Genomic DNA, 14,763 nt, shown 5'->3' with positions numbered 1-14,763 from the left:
CACGCTGGCCGGCCGCTGATGTCCATCGAATGAACACCTCGAAACGGACCCTGCCATGCCCGAGTGTCTGCTGCCCCCTTCCCTGCACTACGTCGACGACACCCACCCCGGCTACAGCCGCAAGCGCTGGCGTGATCGCTTCATCTACCTCGACACCGACGGCCAGCGCGTGCGCGATGCCGAGGTGCTCGCACGCATCGCGGCCCTGGCCATCCCGCCGGCCTACACCGACGTGTGGATCTGCATCGACCCGCAGGGCCATCTGCAGGCGACCGGTCGCGATGCCCGCGGGCGCAAGCAGTACCGCTACCATGTGGAATGGCGCAGCCTGCGCGACGGGCACAAGTACGGCCGCATGCTGGCCTTCGCCCAGGCGCTGCCGAAACTGCGCCAGCAGATCGACCAGCATCTCGCCCGGCCCGGTCTGGACCGCGAGAAGGTCATGGCCCTGGTGGTCAGCCTGCTCGACAGCACGCTGATCCGCATTGGCAACCACCGCTACGTGCGCGACAACAAATCCTACGGGCTGACGACCTTGCGCAACCGCCACGTGGACGTCAAAGGCCACACCATTCGCTTCCACTTTCGCGGCAAGAGCGGCGTCGACCACGATGTCACCTTGCGTGACCGGCGCCTGGCCGCCGTGCTCAAGCGCTGCCTGGAGTTGCCGGGCCAGTCCCTGTTCCAGTATCTGGACGAACACGGCGAGCGCCACAGCGTCGGTTCCAGCGACATCAATCAGTTCTTGCAGCAACTGACCGGTGCCGACTTCACCGCCAAGGACTATCGCACCTGGGCCGGCAGTGCGTTGGCGCTGGACTTGCTGCGCCCATTGCCCTGGGAGCCACCCACCCATGGCAAGCAGCACGTCGCGACCATCGTCAAGCAAGTCGCCCAGAAGCTGGGGAACACCCCTGCCGTGTGCCGCAAGTGCTACATCCACCCCGCGGTGATCGAGCACTTCAGCCTGGGCAAGCTGGCCGAACTGCGCCACAGCCGTGCGCGCAAAGGGCTGGAACCGGAAGAAGTGGTGTTGCTCAAGTTCCTCCAGGCCCTGGAAGTCGTCGTCGATTGAGCCTGACTATTCCACCGATGCTTCAGAGAAATTTCCCATCTGACGCGAAGCCCCCTATCCTTGGCACCAGAGCACCTCGCCGAGTGGTTTGCGGATCGGAAACCACTCGGCTCCTGCAGCGAAGACCGGCAGGAGATTTCACCTCGAAGGGAATTACTCCGCGCTGCAAGCGTCTTTAATGATTAGGAAGAGGGACAAGGCCATGGGGCCCCGCTCCCGACCGTGGCAGGACCGTCTGCACGGCGCAGTTCATCACCAAGGAGAAGTACATGCTGATACTCACCCGCAAGGTTGGCGAAAGCATCGTCATCAATGACGACATCAAAGTCACCATTCTAGGTGTCAAAGGGATGCAAGTGAGAATTGGCATCGACGCACCCAAAGATGTCCAGGTGCACCGCGAAGAGATTTTCAAACGTATCCAGGCTGGCAGCCCGGCGCCGGAGCGCGCGGACGATCCACGCTGATTCGACCCGCCTCATCGCCTTTTGATGCGCTCGCCTGTCCGTCCCGTCGGGCAGCGCATGATTTTCACCGCCTCCCTTCCAGCAGCTCCCGCACCTTGGCGATCATCCGCCAGACATCGAACGGCTTTTCGAACACGGCGCAGAACGCCGCAGGGCCCACCTGCGCCTGGTTGGCCTGAGCCCCGCTCATGAGGATGACCGGGAGCTTCGACAAGGTCGGCTCGGCGCGAATGGCTGTGACCAGCTCCTGGCCATTGAGCACCGGCATCATGTAGTCGGTGATTACCAGGTCGATCGACTGGGCCCCGAGCATCTCCAGGGCCGCGCGTCCATTGCTGGCCGTGAACACATGAAAGCCTTCGTCCTCGAGCGCGAACCCGAGGATGTCGGCGATCAGGTACTCGTCGTCGACCACCAGGATGGTTGGCATGCCTGGGGCAACCGTTGCGTCAGAGGTTCGCACTGTGCACCGGCAAACCCGCATTCATCGCGGTACCGCCTCCGAAGAACCTGCGCAAACCCAGCCCCTTGGCTTGCATCAGCACCTCATAGAACGCTGGATCGAAATCGCTGTCGCGCACTTTCACCACCGACAACACCCGCTTGAGCCTGGCCTCGTGCTCGACGAAGCGCATCAGTACCAGATTGTCGATGATGCCCGACAGTTCGGGCGCTGGCGCGTTGAATGACGTACCGAGCAGATCGCTCATCTCCCACGTCGCCATGCTGCTGACATTGCGCGCACGCAACTCGCCGGTCAGCGCCCGATAGAACTCGTTGAGCCGTGGCGAATCGTTGGTCAGGCGTCCGAACGCGCCCAGGCCATCGAGCAGCACACGCTTGATGCCATGCGTATCCACATGGCGCAGCAAGCGTTCGCCTACCTGATCCAGCAGCCCTTCGGTGGTCGGCTGCCAGCACCAGTGCAGCGCGCCTTCCTCGGCCAGCGCGGCAAAATCGAACCCCAGCGCCGCCGCCTTGAGCACCAGACGCGGTGGCGTTTCATAGAACCCGAAGTGCAAGGCAGGCGCGCTGGGAGTGGCAGCGGCCAGGAAACTCAGCCCGAGCGAGGTCTTGCCGATGCCCGAAGGGCCCAGGACCAGCGTCACGCCGCCTTCGGGCAGCCCCCCTCCGATCATGTGATCCAAGGCTTCGGTACCGCTCGAGATCCGCTGCAGGGTCGCCTCGCCCAACTGTGAAGGACGACTGTACCGGGCTTCCAGACGAGGATAGACCTGCAGGCCGTCCTGGGTGATCTCGCACTCGTGCACACCGGACAGCGCGCTGCTGCCGCGCGTCTTGCGCAATTGCACCTGACGAATCGCACGACTGCCCAAAGGCATCTCGCTCAGCTCGATCACGCCATCGACCATGGTGTGCTCGGGGCTGCCTTCTTCCAGGCGCGAGCTGGTGAGCAACAGGACCGTACAGCCGGCGAACGCCGCATGCCCCTGCAGCTCGGAAATGAATTTCTTCGTGTCGAGGCTGCTGTCGGCACGCGAGCGGGCGTTGAGCAGCCCGTCGATGATCAGCAGGCTGGCCTGCTGACGCGCGATTTCCCGGCGCAACAGCTTGACCACGGCCGGCAGGCCTTCCTGTTCCAGCGTGCCGAAGGCGCTCAAATACTGGATTTCACGCCCCACCAGGGCCGGGTCGAAGAACGTCAGGCCCGACAGGTACTGGAACAGGCGATCATGGGATTCGGCCAACAGGGTGCCGACCAGGACACGTCCGCCCTGACGCACATGATGGCAGGCCATCTGGTTGGCCATGATCGTCTTGCCGGACCCGGGATTGCCCTGGACGATGTAGGCACCGCCCGTCAGCAGACCGCCCTTGAGCAACGCGTCCAGCCCTTCGATACCCGTGGTGAGGCGTTTGAGTGTTTCAACCATGTGCGTGACCTGTGTCCTGTGCCGCATCGAACTGACCGGCCCAGACCGGTATAAAAAGACTCATGCAGGTACCCCCGCCCAAGGTGCTTCTTGCCTGGACGGTGCCCTGACTCTGTTTGGCGAAACCATACACCTGGCTCAAGCCGAGCCCGGTGCCTTTGCCGAAGGCTTTCGTCGTGAAGAATGGTTCAAAGACCCGCGCCATGATCGCAGGTTCAATCCCCTGTCCGGTGTCGCAGACGTCGAACCGGACATAGAAGCCTTGCAGCCCCTCCGGCTCGCCGTACAGCTCGGCCAGTTCGGCCCGCAGGCTGACCGTTCCACGGCCTTCGATCGCATCACGGGCATTGAACACCAGGTTCAACAACGCCATCTGCAACTGCCCGACATCCACCTCGATCAAGGGCAACGCGGGTTGCAGCACCTGCTCCAGCGTGATGCGCTCAGGGAGCGCCTGCCCGATCAGGCCTTGGGTAGACGCGATCACGGCCGCAGGTGCGATGGCGCTCACTTCCAGCTGCCGATGCCGGGCGAAGCTCAGCAGTTGCTGCGTCAACTCGGTGCCGCGCTCACCAGCCGCGACGATGTGCTCGAGCAGGGTGTCGACACGCGCCGGATCCTGACTGGCCAAGGCCAGACGGGCCGAACCGAGGATGATCGTCAGCAGGTTGTTGAAGTCATGGGCCAGGCCACCGGTGAGCTGCCCGAGCGCCTCGAGCTTCTGTGCCTGGAACAGCTGCGCGCGCATGGCATCGAGCTGGCCGGCGGCGTCCTTGCGGTCGGTGATGTCACGCGTCACCTTGGCCAGGCCGACGATCGTACCCTGTTCATCGCGGATCACGTCCAGCGCGACGAGCGCCCAGAAACGCGTGCCATCCTTGCGTACCCGCCAGCCTTCGTCCTGAGAGACACCGTCACGCAAGGCGCGCTGCAACAACGTCTCGGGGCGACCCTGGGCGCAATCCTGTTCGGTGAAGAACAGCGAGAAGTGCTGACCGATCACCTCTTCGGCGGCATAGCCCTTGATGCGTTGCGCGCCCTTGTTCCATGACACGACGCGGCCAGTAGGGTCGAGCCGGTAGATGGCGTAGTCGATCACCGCTTGAACGAGTTGCTCATAGGCGTTGGTCTGATCGTTGCCAGACACGAGGCGGTCGCCAGAAACCATGGAAGCTCCCTACCGCGTAAGAATTCGACAGGCAGGGTACATCAGCCACGCGTCCGACGCGACCGGTGGTCGAATACTTGTCCAGGTGTTCAGGCGCCGCAGACATGGCAGCCACACGGGGAGTGGCCTATAGTCGCCATTTCGATGCCCCTCACTTGCCGACCAGGAACGTTCATGTCTGCACCCCACCGTACGCAAAGCCTGCAAGAAGACCTCAGACGTACCGCAAGCGAACTCGAAGCCATTTCAAGGGCGCTTCAGGGCCATGCCGCCTACCTGAGTCGTGGCTCGCAGCAGGCCGACATCGCGCTGGTGCACCAGCAGATCCATGACCTGCAGGCCTCCGTCAGTGAGCTGCGCGGCATCGCCGACGCCATGACGCCTACGTCCGCAAACCCTGGCGCACAGGCCGCCGACTCGGCTTAAGCTATTGATTTACGCGGCCTTTCGGTGTCTAATTGGCCGCTTCACATCGCGCCCCGATGGTGAAATTGGTAGACACATCGCACTTAAAATGCGCCGCCGCAAGGTGTGCCGGTTCGAGTCCGGCTCGGGGCACCAGATCGAGATGGAAAAGCCCAGCATTCGCTGGGCTTTTTTGCGTTCAGGCTTGGGCAGTGTACGGATCGATGTACTATGTTCGCTGACGCTGCGCCCTACTATGTTCGCTGACGCTGCGCCCATGGATGGGGCGTTAGCTGGACGAATGAGGATGCAGCGGTGTGTAGCACTCGCTGCGCTCCAAATTACAGCTCTGTGCCTAGGTCAGTCTGGATACGAGCTGCAACTGAAGGTGCCCAACCCTGGCCGGTAATCTGAAGCTTCGAGCGCTTTTTGCAATCCGCTTAACGCGCGACAGGTGCAATCGATTTAGCTATATCCGCCATGCTTCTTTCATAACTGGCGATTTCGGCAGAACTTACAAAACCCTGCCTCATCGCCAGCTCTTTAGCTTCATCGACTATCTTGTCCAACTTCTGACTCAAGCGCCTCGCCCGCTCTTGAGTCATTGACTTTTTATCGACAGCCTTCTCAAGGTCATGCTTCAAGCCAGCAGCACGAAGCGCTAGCTTATCCTGCTCATATTTTCCTACACCTAGCCCCTGGCGCAAAGTTGAGGCTTCCAACCCTGTGTCTTTTGAGAGCTCAACGAGCGCATCGATGGGTGTCATATAACCGCTGACTTTTTTGCCAATCACACCTTTGAGATCAGCATCCCGTGAGATTGGACAATGCGTTTGAAGGGTCAGCTGATCTAGCGCAGAAGCGAGAGGCTGAGGCTGTATATTCACCTTGACCTTGGAATTTTGACAGTTGTACTTTACTTCTTCAGCAAAAGCACTACTTAAGCAAAGAGCACTTAACGCTAGAACTTGAAAGGCTGGCTTCAGTGCTATCATGGTAACCCCATAGTTTAGAGCATGCGGACATCTTGACATAATTACAGCAATAAGGTTCCAGGGATTATATTTGGAACATCGAACCGAAACCTTCCTTGCTCTAGCTCGAGCAAGGCCATGCCGCTTGCGGGCTTGAGCGAGCAGGCCCTCCGCTTGTGCATGTTCTTCCTCACCAGCGGCTCGCCACCTGTTTTTAAGCTGCGCTGGCTTGGTGGGGGGCACACAGCACGAGGCGATCGCTCAGACGTTCAAATAGGGGCTCAAGGGCAAGGACGACGATGCGACCAAGCGGGTGTTGGGCAGCTTCAACTCGAAGTGATTCAGCAAAGCGCCATATATGCTGATGGGCAGCCTGTGGCGCTTCGCTTACCGTACCAGCAGGAGCGGGTCATCAAGACCTACTCATTAAAGCTGAGTACCCACGGCGTTGCCTGGGTGAAGTCTGAAGTAGTTGCTTGGACTGGTCCTCCGGATCTTGTTGTCTCCAGCGTGCGATAGTTGCACCTCGACCCAATCCACGTTGTAACTCATCTCGTTCAGTGCCGTTGAAAGCGTGCCGCACAAGGCCGTGACCAGTGGGTCTGCCCTGGTACCCCATGCGCTTAAAACTCGAGTGTGCCAAGAGCCAAAAGATCGCTACGAACGCCGGCACGGACGAAGAAGACAGTCAAGCCGAGGGCTGGCAGCCCCCGGCCTCAGACGAGACGACTCAGATCGCGTGACTGTAGAACAGCGAGAACGACTCGATACCGTCGTTGGGCTGCCTGATACCCGCATTGGAGTAGTGAATGGCACGCAAGCCCACACGCTGGGTCTCGCCGATCTTCAGGCCTGCGCCAATGCGGTCTTCGAAGTTGAAGGCCGAGCCCAACTCCTGATTGCCGGCAGTCGTGCCAGAGAACACCGCGACCCCGATACCGGCCTCGACGAACGGCTTGACGTGGCCGTTACCGAACTCGTAGACGAACACGGGTGCAAACGACAGCGAGTGCGCGCCGCCCGAGGCGTCGCCTGCTTCCCAGTAGGTGTAGCCTGCGTCCCAGTAACCGGTCAAACGGCCGGTGTCGGTCTCGAACCAGGATTTGTCCCAACCGAAACCCATGCCGACGCGAGCGGTCAGGCCGCCCTGGCTGGTGGCACCTACAGCGCCCGAAATCTCGGCAGCGGAGACCGAAAAGGCGGAAAGGGACAGCAGTGCGGCGACGATAGTTTTTTTCATATCACGGTGGCTCTGAATGGTGTTATTTGAACGTAGCCCATCAGAAGCATAGTGCCATCAAATCGTTCCCTGACAACGTGAAAAATTTTGAAACGTCTGAAACCGGACTGAAAAAGGCACCTCAGTCATCACAGTCGTCGAACCAGGCTGGGTGGTCGCGTTCCTCGTCGTCGAACGCCAGCAGGTCTTCGGCCGCCTCGTGCACCTCCGGTTCGTCGAGGTCGTCGAGCGCATCCGCGGCGTCTTCGCCGTCCTCGCTGTCGTCGTCATCGAGAAACTCATGGTCGAGCAGGTGATCGTGCTCGGGTTCGTGCAGGTCATCGTCGTCTTCGTGCATGGCGCAGGCTCTGGACCGGGCTGGGCTGTATAGGCCGATCCGCGCACAAGGTCAACCGCCTCGGCCCTGGCAGCGTCGGTCTCGGCCTGTTCGCAGCTGGGCAACACGCCCGACAGGGTGAAGTCGACGAGGTAGACCTCGCTGCCGATCCTCAGTGCGCCCAGGCATCGGCGGTGCATTCAGCCCCTCTCTATTTCGATCGCCCATTGCAGATTGTCGCGGCTCGTTCGTCTTATTGCTTAAGGCCATGATTTTTCGGGACCGCCCACGAAAAGGAGTATTCGCATGCACGACCCGCAGCCGTCGCCGCCCTCCCCCGTCACCACCGTCACGCAAGCGGCCCAGGCTGCACAGGACCGCGCGTGCAACGAGCAGATTCGCGAGCTGCTGCGTGTCTATGGGCTGCGCACCAGCCTGATCCGGCTCAAGGTGATCGATGCCTTGCACCGCGCCGAGCGCGAGGGGCGACGCATCGGCGTGCGCGGGGTGCATGCGCAGCTCGAACAGCTGGACATCCCGTTGTCCTTTCTCAGCGTGCGTGAAGTGCTAAAGCGCTTGTGCAGCGAAGGCGTGATCCATTTGGGCGACGACAAGTGCTATGCCCTGCACGCTCAGGCCAGCGCCTTGCTCGAACGGCGGTCGCGCTGACTTCGTGGCCGACCGCCAGGGTCGGCTGTCATCAAGGCTTGACCTTGCGCCGCAGGATCCCGTTGATCACCACGACCACCACGGCAACGGCAATGGCCAGGTACTGGAAGGTCTGCTCGCTGATGGTGCCCTGCTTTTGCAGGTGCGAGAGGCCCAGCATGATGCCCAGTACCACCAGGATGATCAGAAGCGAGTATTTCAGGCGCTGCACGTGTGTCATTGAAGAGTTCCCATTGCATTGAAGCCGGCTGGCCGTTTTGCGCGGCAGCATAGCTTATCGCCTTGCCCATGACGATGTCCGGCCGCCTCGCAAGCCGCTTCACGGGCATGCAGAACCGTGTCCACGTCGACCCAGAGGGTAGGCGAAGCTTCCTCGCCAGGTATTGCGACCACTCTAGGAAAACCGTCCGCTGCACGGTTTTGGTGAGGCAACTTCCTACGTTGGAAGCTCTCACTGCCTGCGAACCCAGACTGCCCTAGCTACAAACCTGGGGCCAGATAGCGCCTAGCGACCCATCGAGTGCTCGCCGAGAATCATCACGCCGCCTCACAAAGGCCGGCGAGCCCAAGGCGTGTGACGATTCGACCACGCTCCGGCATCCATCTGTCGAAGGAGCCTATCCATGGAACTGCATGACTTGAAACTGATCGACGTCGAACAACTGCCTCTGTCGCTGCAGTCACTGATCGAGTGCATCGGGATCGAAAATGCGTACCGCCTGACGTGCGCCTATGGCGGACGCCCCAAGTACATTCCCAAGTACCGCGAGCGCACCAAACTGATCGACATCCTGCCCCCCGATGCACTGGATGCCCTGATCAAGCGCTATGCCGGCATGGCGCTGGAAATCCCCAAGGCCGATCACTTCCTGCGCCAGGTGCGCAACCTGCAGATCCAGCGCGAGAGCGCCGACGGCCTGTCGCGCAGCCTGCTGGCCGACCGCTACGGCCTGAGCCTGCGACAGATCGGCAACATCCGCCGTCTCGACAATGGTCATCGCCCTGCGACCTGAGGATGAGGTGGGGGGGCACGCGTGGCAAGCTGCAAGCAAAAACAAAAAAAGCGGGATCGAAGCTGTGCTCGATCCCGCTTTTGCTTGCCGCTGACAAACGCCTCCCTCAGAAATCCCGCTTGTAGAAAATGTCCAGGGAGCTGGCCACGCCACTGGCCGCCTCTACATAGACCTTCTGGCTCAACTTGTAGCGCAGCGCGATGGTATTGGCCGGCTCGAAGACGCCGACCCCATAGCGCAGGCTGAGCTTGTCCGTGAGGTTGCCGCTGGCGACCACGCTGGTCGCATCGCCGCTGCCTTCGGTGTCGAGCTGGAAATCCTCGATGCCAAGTCCGGTCGCCAGCTTGCTGGTGACGCCGGCGCTGCCCGCCAACCCCAGCCCCAGGGCGGCCTGGGCCAGCATGTTGTTGTCCTCGCCAGTGTTACCCAGAGGGCGCCCCAGCACCAGGTACGACAGGGCCTGCTCCTGGCTCATGGCCGGTTCCGAGAAGACTTCGGTGGTCGGCTGCTCGGCGTTGCCGGTCAGGCGGATGCCCGCCGTCACGTCGTCCACCTGGCGGATGGCCTCGATGTCTAGGTACGGCTGGTCGAGCGGGCCGGCGAACAGCAGGCGGGCGCGTCGAATGGTCAGCCGCTGGCCGTAGGCGCGGTAGCGACCGTCGGCCAGGCGCAGTTCGCCGCGGGTATCGAGGTTGTCACCGATATGCACGTGCCCCAGCAGGTTGGCGGTCAGGCCGAAGCCGCTGAAGGCCAGCTTGTCGCGCCCCACCTCCACGTCCACGTCCATGGCGATGGCCATCGGCGGCTTGCCCTCCTCGGTCTGTTGCCCGACGATCACCGTGTCGTCGGACACCTTGACCGTCGAGGGTGGCAACTGGCGAATGGTGATCTGCCCCTTGGGCACCTGCACCTTGCCGGTGACCGCAAGCTTGTCGTCGATCAGGCGGATGTTCAGGTCGGGCGCCACGTCGAGCGTCGCATAGGGCTCGACGGTGACCGGCAACTGCTGGCCAGTCAGCCGCAGGTCCATCGCCAGAGCCTGGCCCCAGGTCAGGTTGCCGGCCAATTGACCACGACCGGCACTGCCGCTGCGCCAGTCACCGTTGAGCTGGACCTGTTCGCCAGCGATGGCCGCCCGCAAGGTGAGGCCTTCGACACTGATCGGCAGTTCGCCGCCTCCGACCTGCCCCCCGGTCAGCGCGACGTTGCCGTTGACCTGCGGAGCCAGCAGCGTGCCGCCCAGCTGACCGGTGCCGTTGAGCTGACCGGCCAGTTGCTCGACCATCGGCAGGAACGGCCTGGCGATCGACAGGTCCAGCCCCGCCAGGTTGAAGCTGCCGGACAGAGGTTTGTCCTTGCCCAGCGGATCGATCCGGGTGTCGAGCGTGAGCTCGCCCAGGCGACCGCCCTGGAACGTCAGCCGTGTGTCGACGCGGCGCGGGGCCAGGGTGCTGGACACGCGCAAGGCGCGGTACGGGAAGTCGACCCACTGCCCACGCTGCTGTTCGCGCACGCGCAAGGTGCCGCCGCTGGCGTCCACCTGCACCGTGCCCTTGGGGCCGCTGGCGGGGATGTCGACGTTCAGGTCCGCGTTCAACAGGCCCTGCCAGCGAAAATCGTCCGGCATCCACTGCGCCAGGCTGTCCAGCGGGAACTGCTTGAGGTGCATGCGCAGGCGCGGTTCGGGCGCCAGTCGCTGCTCGTCACCACACAGGCTGGCCGACCCCGAGCGCCAGCAATGGGCCCCGACATCGATCTGGCCGTTGCTCAGATACTGCACCCGCGCCGGGGACTGCAACTGCCAGTCCTGGCCCCCGGCCTGGATGCGCCCGCTGCCCAGGCGCCCTCGCCAGTTGCCCTGGTCGAGCTTGCCGTCGGCCCCCAGCGCCAGCTTGAGCTGCGGGCCGTCCAACGCCAGCTGCATGGCCTGCTGCACACTGTCGCCGCGGCCGGTCACCTGCAGATTGCCCAGCGCGGTCTCGCCTGCCTGAATGCCTGTGGCCTTGAGGTCCACGGTCGCGCGCTGCTTGCCGTCCAACCGCGCCTGCACATCGAGCCGCTGCAGGCGGTTCTGCTCCTGGGCCAGTTGCAGGCCGCGCAGCTCAAGATGCCCTTCGGGCGCCTGAAGCGTGCCGGCCACATCGAGCTGGCCTTTGACCTGACCTTGCAGGCGCGGCCATAGCTGGCCCAGCCGCGGCAGGTCGATGTCGACACGCCCAGCCAAGCGCTGCTCGAGGCTGCCGCTGCCCTTGATGCGGTTGTCGCCCAGCTGGATCGCCAGGTCGGCCAGCGTCCAGCGTTCACCAGCGCCACTTGCCTGCACCTTGAGCACCGCCGGCTGACCGCGCAGGCGGCCCTTGAGGTCGAGCTGCGCGGTCAGGTCGAGCCGATCACCCTGTTTCTCGCCCTGGCTGCGCAACGGTCCGCCCAGGGTGCCAGGCAGTTCGGCGACCCAGTAGGCCGGGTCGAGCTTCGATACCTGCAGGTCGACATCCCAGGCCAAGGTGTCGGCGAACCGCACCGCCACCTTGCCGGCGGCACGCCCCTGCCCGGCTACCAGCGCCAGCGAAGGCAGGCTGACCTGGGTCAGGTCGCCCTTGAACGGGCTGGCCAGGCTGAAGGCACCGGCCGGGCCGTTCAGGTCACTCTTGAACTCACCCTCGTAGGCCCCATCGCGGTAGGTCACCTGCCCGCTGAAACGGTGCAGGCTGACGGCTGGCGCCTGTTCCATGGGGTAGAGCCGCAGCCAGGGAAAGTCCAGCCAGTCGATGCGCGCGTCGGCGCTCACGCCGGAGGACCAGTCGGCGTTGGCCTGAAGCGTGAGGTGCTGCTGCTCGCCGGCCACCAGGTCGAGCCCGGACAGTTGCGCACCCTGGGCATCCACACGCCCCTTGAGCAGCAGCGGGATCGCCCCTTGCTCGGCAGGCAGGGAAGCCGCACCGGTCAAGGCGAAGCCCTTGAGCAGGTCCCCCTCGGCGTTGAGGCTCAGCTGGTCGAGGGCCAAGGTGTCGGGCAAGGCCGCGCTGGGCTTGAATGCCTTGGACTGCAAGTGCAACGAGGCAGGCAGGTGCTCGGCCAGTGCGTGAACCTGCCCGTCGAGCCGACCGTCGAAGTAGCCACTGCTGTCGGCGACCACATTGAGGCTCTGCTTCAATGGCCCGTTCACCTGGACGTCCAGCCGCCACGCGCGGCCGTCGACCTCAGGCAACCGGACCTGCCCTGCCACCTGCAACGGCCAGTCGCCAGCGGGCTTGACCAGGCCTTGCAGGTCGACGTGCAGGTCGTCGCGCTGCAGCTTGAGCGTGTCGATGCGCAGCCCGGCAGGCTCCCAGTGCGCCGCCAGTTGCAGATCCCCGAGCAGCTCACTGCCATCGAGCCGCAACTGGCCGACGCTCAGCTCGCCCAGCTCGATGTCCAGGGGCAGGTCGAGGTCGGGCAGCTGCAACGGGCCGCTGTCCGGGTCGGCCTGACTCGGCGCGAAGGCCATGTCGATGCGTTCGGCGCGCAGTGCATCGATGCACAGCGTGGCACGCAGCAGGCACGCGGGCGACCATTCGAGCAGCGGGGCCTGCAGGTCGATACGCGTTTCGCCCTGCACCCACTGCACATGGCGAGCCTGCCAGCGTCCGCCCAGGCGACCCTGGAAATCTTCGACCGTGAGCCCTGGCACCAGGCCCAACGCCCAGCGACTGCCGGCCGAGGTGCCCAGCACCAGACCCAGGGCCAGAAGGATCAGCACCAGCAGGGCCAGCACACTCAGCAACACCGGTTTTAGGAAACGCCTCACAGCTCAGGCCCCATGGAAAAGTGCAAACGAATCCCGCCGTCATCGTCCAGCGCGTGGGCCAGGTCCAGGCGCAGCGGCCCGACCGGCGAGACCCAGCGCACGCCGACGCCGACGCCGGTCTTGAGGCTGGGCAGGTCGAGGCTGTTGAAGGCGTTGCCCTGGTCGATGAACGTCGCGATGCGCCATTTGTCGGCGACCTCGTACTGGTATTCGGCGCTGGCCGCGATCATGTAGCGGCCACCGACACGGTCGCCATCGCTGTTCTCGGGCGACAGCGTCTGGTAGTCGTAGCCACGCACGCTCTGGTCGCCACCGGCGAAGAAGCGCAGCGACGGTGGCACGCTGTGGGTGTAGTCGTTGGTGAAGTTGCCGCCGAACGCCAGGCGCCCGAGCAGGCGGTGTCGGTCGGCCACGGTGGTCAGCCCCTTGAGCAGCACGTTGCCGTAAAGCAGGTCGGTGTCCGACACCAGCCCTTCTTTGGCGGCGCGAACGTCGAACTGCAGGCGGTAGCCGTTGTGCGGATCGATCTTGTTGTCGCTGCGCAGGAAGGCGTAGGTCACGCCCGGCATCAGCAGGTTGCTCAGCCCGGAGTCGTCACCCAGGCGGTACTCTTCACGCTGGTACTTGAGCGAGATCACGCGTTTCCAGCCACTGGGCAGCTTGCTGTGCCATTCCGGGCCGACCGTGAGCAGCTTGCTGAGCGTATCGGTCCCGGCGATCTCTTCGTTCTGGTAACCGCCGGCAAAGCGCAGCTTGTCGGTCAGCGGTGGGTCGAGCGGTACGTCGTACCACAGGCCCACGTTCTGCCGAGGTGCGGACAGTTCCGCCTCCCAGCCATAGCTGTGGCCTTGCGGGTTGACCCAGTGGCGCGTCCAGTTGGCCCGGCCGCGCGGCCCCACGTCCGTCGAATACCCAAGGCCAAGCCCCAGGGTGCGCGGCTTGCGGGTTTCCAGCTGGACCTGCACGGGCACTTCGTCGTTGACGGCTGCGGCAGGCGAGGCATCGACCCGCACGCCTTCGAAGTAGCCGCTGGACTGCAGGTCGTTGTTCAGTTCGGCGATCAACTGCGAATCGTAGGGCGTGCCCGGCGTGAACGAGACCATGCGCTGCAGCAGGTCCTGGTCCAGCGGCGTGTCGCCGCCAAAACGCACAGCACCGAGGCGGTAGCGAGGCCCACTCTGGTAGACCAGGGCAATGTCGGCGATGCCGGCCCGAGGGTCGACCGCCAGCCGTTGTTCGGTGAAGCGACCGCTGAAGAACCCGTAGCGCGAGGCCTGGTTCTCCAGTTGGTGCTTGGCGTTCTCGTAGTTGCCGTGGTTGAGCACCGCCCCGGAACGCAGCCCCGGGTTGTCCGGCACGCGGAAGCGATCGAACGTGCTGGCCGGGCCTTCGACCTTGATCGTGACGTGGCGCAGCCGCACCGGCTCGCCCGGCACGATCTTGATCACCAGCCGCGCCGGGGTGTCCCCGGCCGCAGGGATCACGTCGCTGTCGATCTGCGCCTGGTAATAGCCCAACGCCTGGGCCGCCTTGCGCGCCTGCTCCTCGGCACCCCGGCTGAAACGCGTCAAGGCCTCCGCGTCCCGATCGCCCAGGCTACCGATGTAGCCTTCGACGTTGGACCTGAGCGCCTTGTTGGCGGGTTTGACCTGGACACGCAACTCGCTCTGAGCGCTTGCGGCCAGACTGGTGGCCAGCAGCGCCAAGCCCCAGATGATTCTTCCTGTATGCGTCATGCCGGGCATGCTACCAGA

The 14,763-nt window shown here is 63.6% G+C and carries 14 protein-coding genes and 1 tRNA gene; 6 read left to right on the top strand and 9 right to left on the bottom strand.

Features of this window, described 5'->3' with window-relative positions; all coding sequences use genetic code 11:
- Positions 1-55 precede the first annotated feature (55 nt).
- Positions 56-1,075, top strand: coding sequence for a DNA topoisomerase IB (locus G7Z99_RS09500; RefSeq protein ID WP_181093454.1), 1,020 nt, complete (start codon positions 56-58; stop codon positions 1,073-1,075).
- A 269-nt stretch (positions 1,076-1,344) separates the two neighbouring features.
- The gene (csrA, locus tag G7Z99_RS09495; protein WP_181093453.1) at positions 1,345-1,542 is read left to right on the top strand and encodes a carbon storage regulator CsrA; all 198 of its coding nucleotides are present in this window, start codon (positions 1,345-1,347) and stop codon (positions 1,540-1,542) included.
- Positions 1,543-1,606: 64 nt separating this feature from the next.
- Here csrA and G7Z99_RS09490 read toward each other — a convergent pair whose 3' ends face one another.
- Genes G7Z99_RS09490 through G7Z99_RS09480 form a run of 3 tightly spaced genes read right to left on the bottom strand, consistent with a single transcriptional unit; the run spans position 1,607 to position 4,605 of the window.
- The gene (locus tag G7Z99_RS09490; protein WP_181093452.1) at positions 1,607-1,972 is read right to left on the bottom strand and encodes a response regulator; all 366 of its coding nucleotides are present in this window, start codon (positions 1,970-1,972) and stop codon (positions 1,607-1,609) included.
- A gap of 19 nt (positions 1,973-1,991) precedes the next feature.
- Positions 1,992-3,437 (bottom strand): ATPase domain-containing protein, encoded by a 1,446-nt coding sequence (locus G7Z99_RS09485; RefSeq protein WP_181093451.1) that lies wholly within the window; start codon positions 3,435-3,437, stop codon positions 1,992-1,994.
- Entirely contained in the window at positions 3,430-4,605 is a 1,176-nt protein-coding gene (locus G7Z99_RS09480) for a two-component system sensor histidine kinase NtrB (RefSeq protein ID WP_181093450.1), read from the bottom strand. The genes G7Z99_RS09485 and G7Z99_RS09480 overlap by 8 nt, the downstream gene beginning before the upstream one ends.
- 174 nt (positions 4,606-4,779) lie before the next feature.
- On the opposite strand from G7Z99_RS09480, the gene G7Z99_RS09475 reads away from it, so the two are divergent.
- Positions 4,780-5,031 (top strand): hypothetical protein, encoded by a 252-nt coding sequence (locus G7Z99_RS09475; protein ID WP_181093449.1) that lies wholly within the window; start codon positions 4,780-4,782, stop codon positions 5,029-5,031.
- Between the two features lie 50 nt (positions 5,032-5,081).
- Positions 5,082-5,166 (top strand) — tRNA-Leu (locus G7Z99_RS09470).
- 284 nt (positions 5,167-5,450) lie between these two features.
- On the opposite strand, the gene G7Z99_RS09465 is transcribed toward G7Z99_RS09470, so the two are convergent.
- The 3 genes from G7Z99_RS09465 to G7Z99_RS09455 form a co-directional block, all read right to left on the bottom strand.
- Entirely contained in the window at positions 5,451-6,005 is a 555-nt protein-coding gene (locus G7Z99_RS09465; RefSeq protein WP_181093448.1) for a hypothetical protein, read from the bottom strand.
- 709 nt (positions 6,006-6,714) lie between these two features.
- Complete coding sequence (locus tag G7Z99_RS09460) at positions 6,715-7,224, bottom strand: acyloxyacyl hydrolase (protein ID WP_181093447.1); 510 nt, start codon at positions 7,222-7,224, stop codon at positions 6,715-6,717.
- Between the two features lie 121 nt (positions 7,225-7,345).
- Positions 7,346-7,561, bottom strand: a complete 216-nt coding sequence (locus G7Z99_RS09455; protein WP_181093446.1) for a hypothetical protein — start codon at positions 7,559-7,561, stop codon at positions 7,346-7,348.
- Between the two features lie 285 nt (positions 7,562-7,846).
- Here G7Z99_RS09455 and G7Z99_RS09450 point away from each other — a divergent pair, with 285 nt between their 5' ends.
- On the top strand, positions 7,847-8,209 hold the full coding sequence (locus G7Z99_RS09450) for a fe2+ zn2+ uptake regulation protein (protein ID WP_181093445.1): 363 nt from the start codon (positions 7,847-7,849) through the stop codon (positions 8,207-8,209).
- 31 nt (positions 8,210-8,240) lie between these two features.
- On the opposite strand, the gene G7Z99_RS09445 is transcribed toward G7Z99_RS09450, so the two are convergent.
- Entirely contained in the window at positions 8,241-8,429 is a 189-nt protein-coding gene (locus tag G7Z99_RS09445; RefSeq protein WP_181093444.1) for a hypothetical protein, read from the bottom strand.
- Positions 8,430-8,832: 403 nt separating this feature from the next.
- Between G7Z99_RS09445 and G7Z99_RS09440 the strand changes: the two genes are divergently transcribed.
- Positions 8,833-9,222, top strand: coding sequence for a transcriptional regulator (locus G7Z99_RS09440; RefSeq protein ID WP_181093443.1), 390 nt, complete (start codon positions 8,833-8,835; stop codon positions 9,220-9,222).
- Positions 9,223-9,328: 106 nt separating this feature from the next.
- On the opposite strand, the gene G7Z99_RS09435 is transcribed toward G7Z99_RS09440, so the two are convergent.
- Positions 9,329-13,009 (bottom strand): translocation/assembly module TamB domain-containing protein, encoded by a 3,681-nt coding sequence (locus G7Z99_RS09435; RefSeq protein WP_181093442.1) that lies wholly within the window; start codon positions 13,007-13,009, stop codon positions 9,329-9,331.
- Positions 13,006-14,745, bottom strand: coding sequence for an autotransporter assembly complex protein TamA (locus G7Z99_RS09430; protein WP_181093441.1), 1,740 nt, complete (start codon positions 14,743-14,745; stop codon positions 13,006-13,008). Before G7Z99_RS09430 ends, G7Z99_RS09435 begins: the two co-directional genes overlap by 4 nt.
- Positions 14,746-14,763 lie beyond the last annotated feature (18 nt).

The sequence above is a fragment of the Pseudomonas entomophila genome (assembly GCF_013523165.1).
Classification (GTDB): Bacteria; Pseudomonadota; Gammaproteobacteria; order Pseudomonadales; family Pseudomonadaceae; genus Aquipseudomonas; species Aquipseudomonas entomophila_A.
This window is presented reverse-complemented; position numbering and strand designations above follow the sequence as displayed.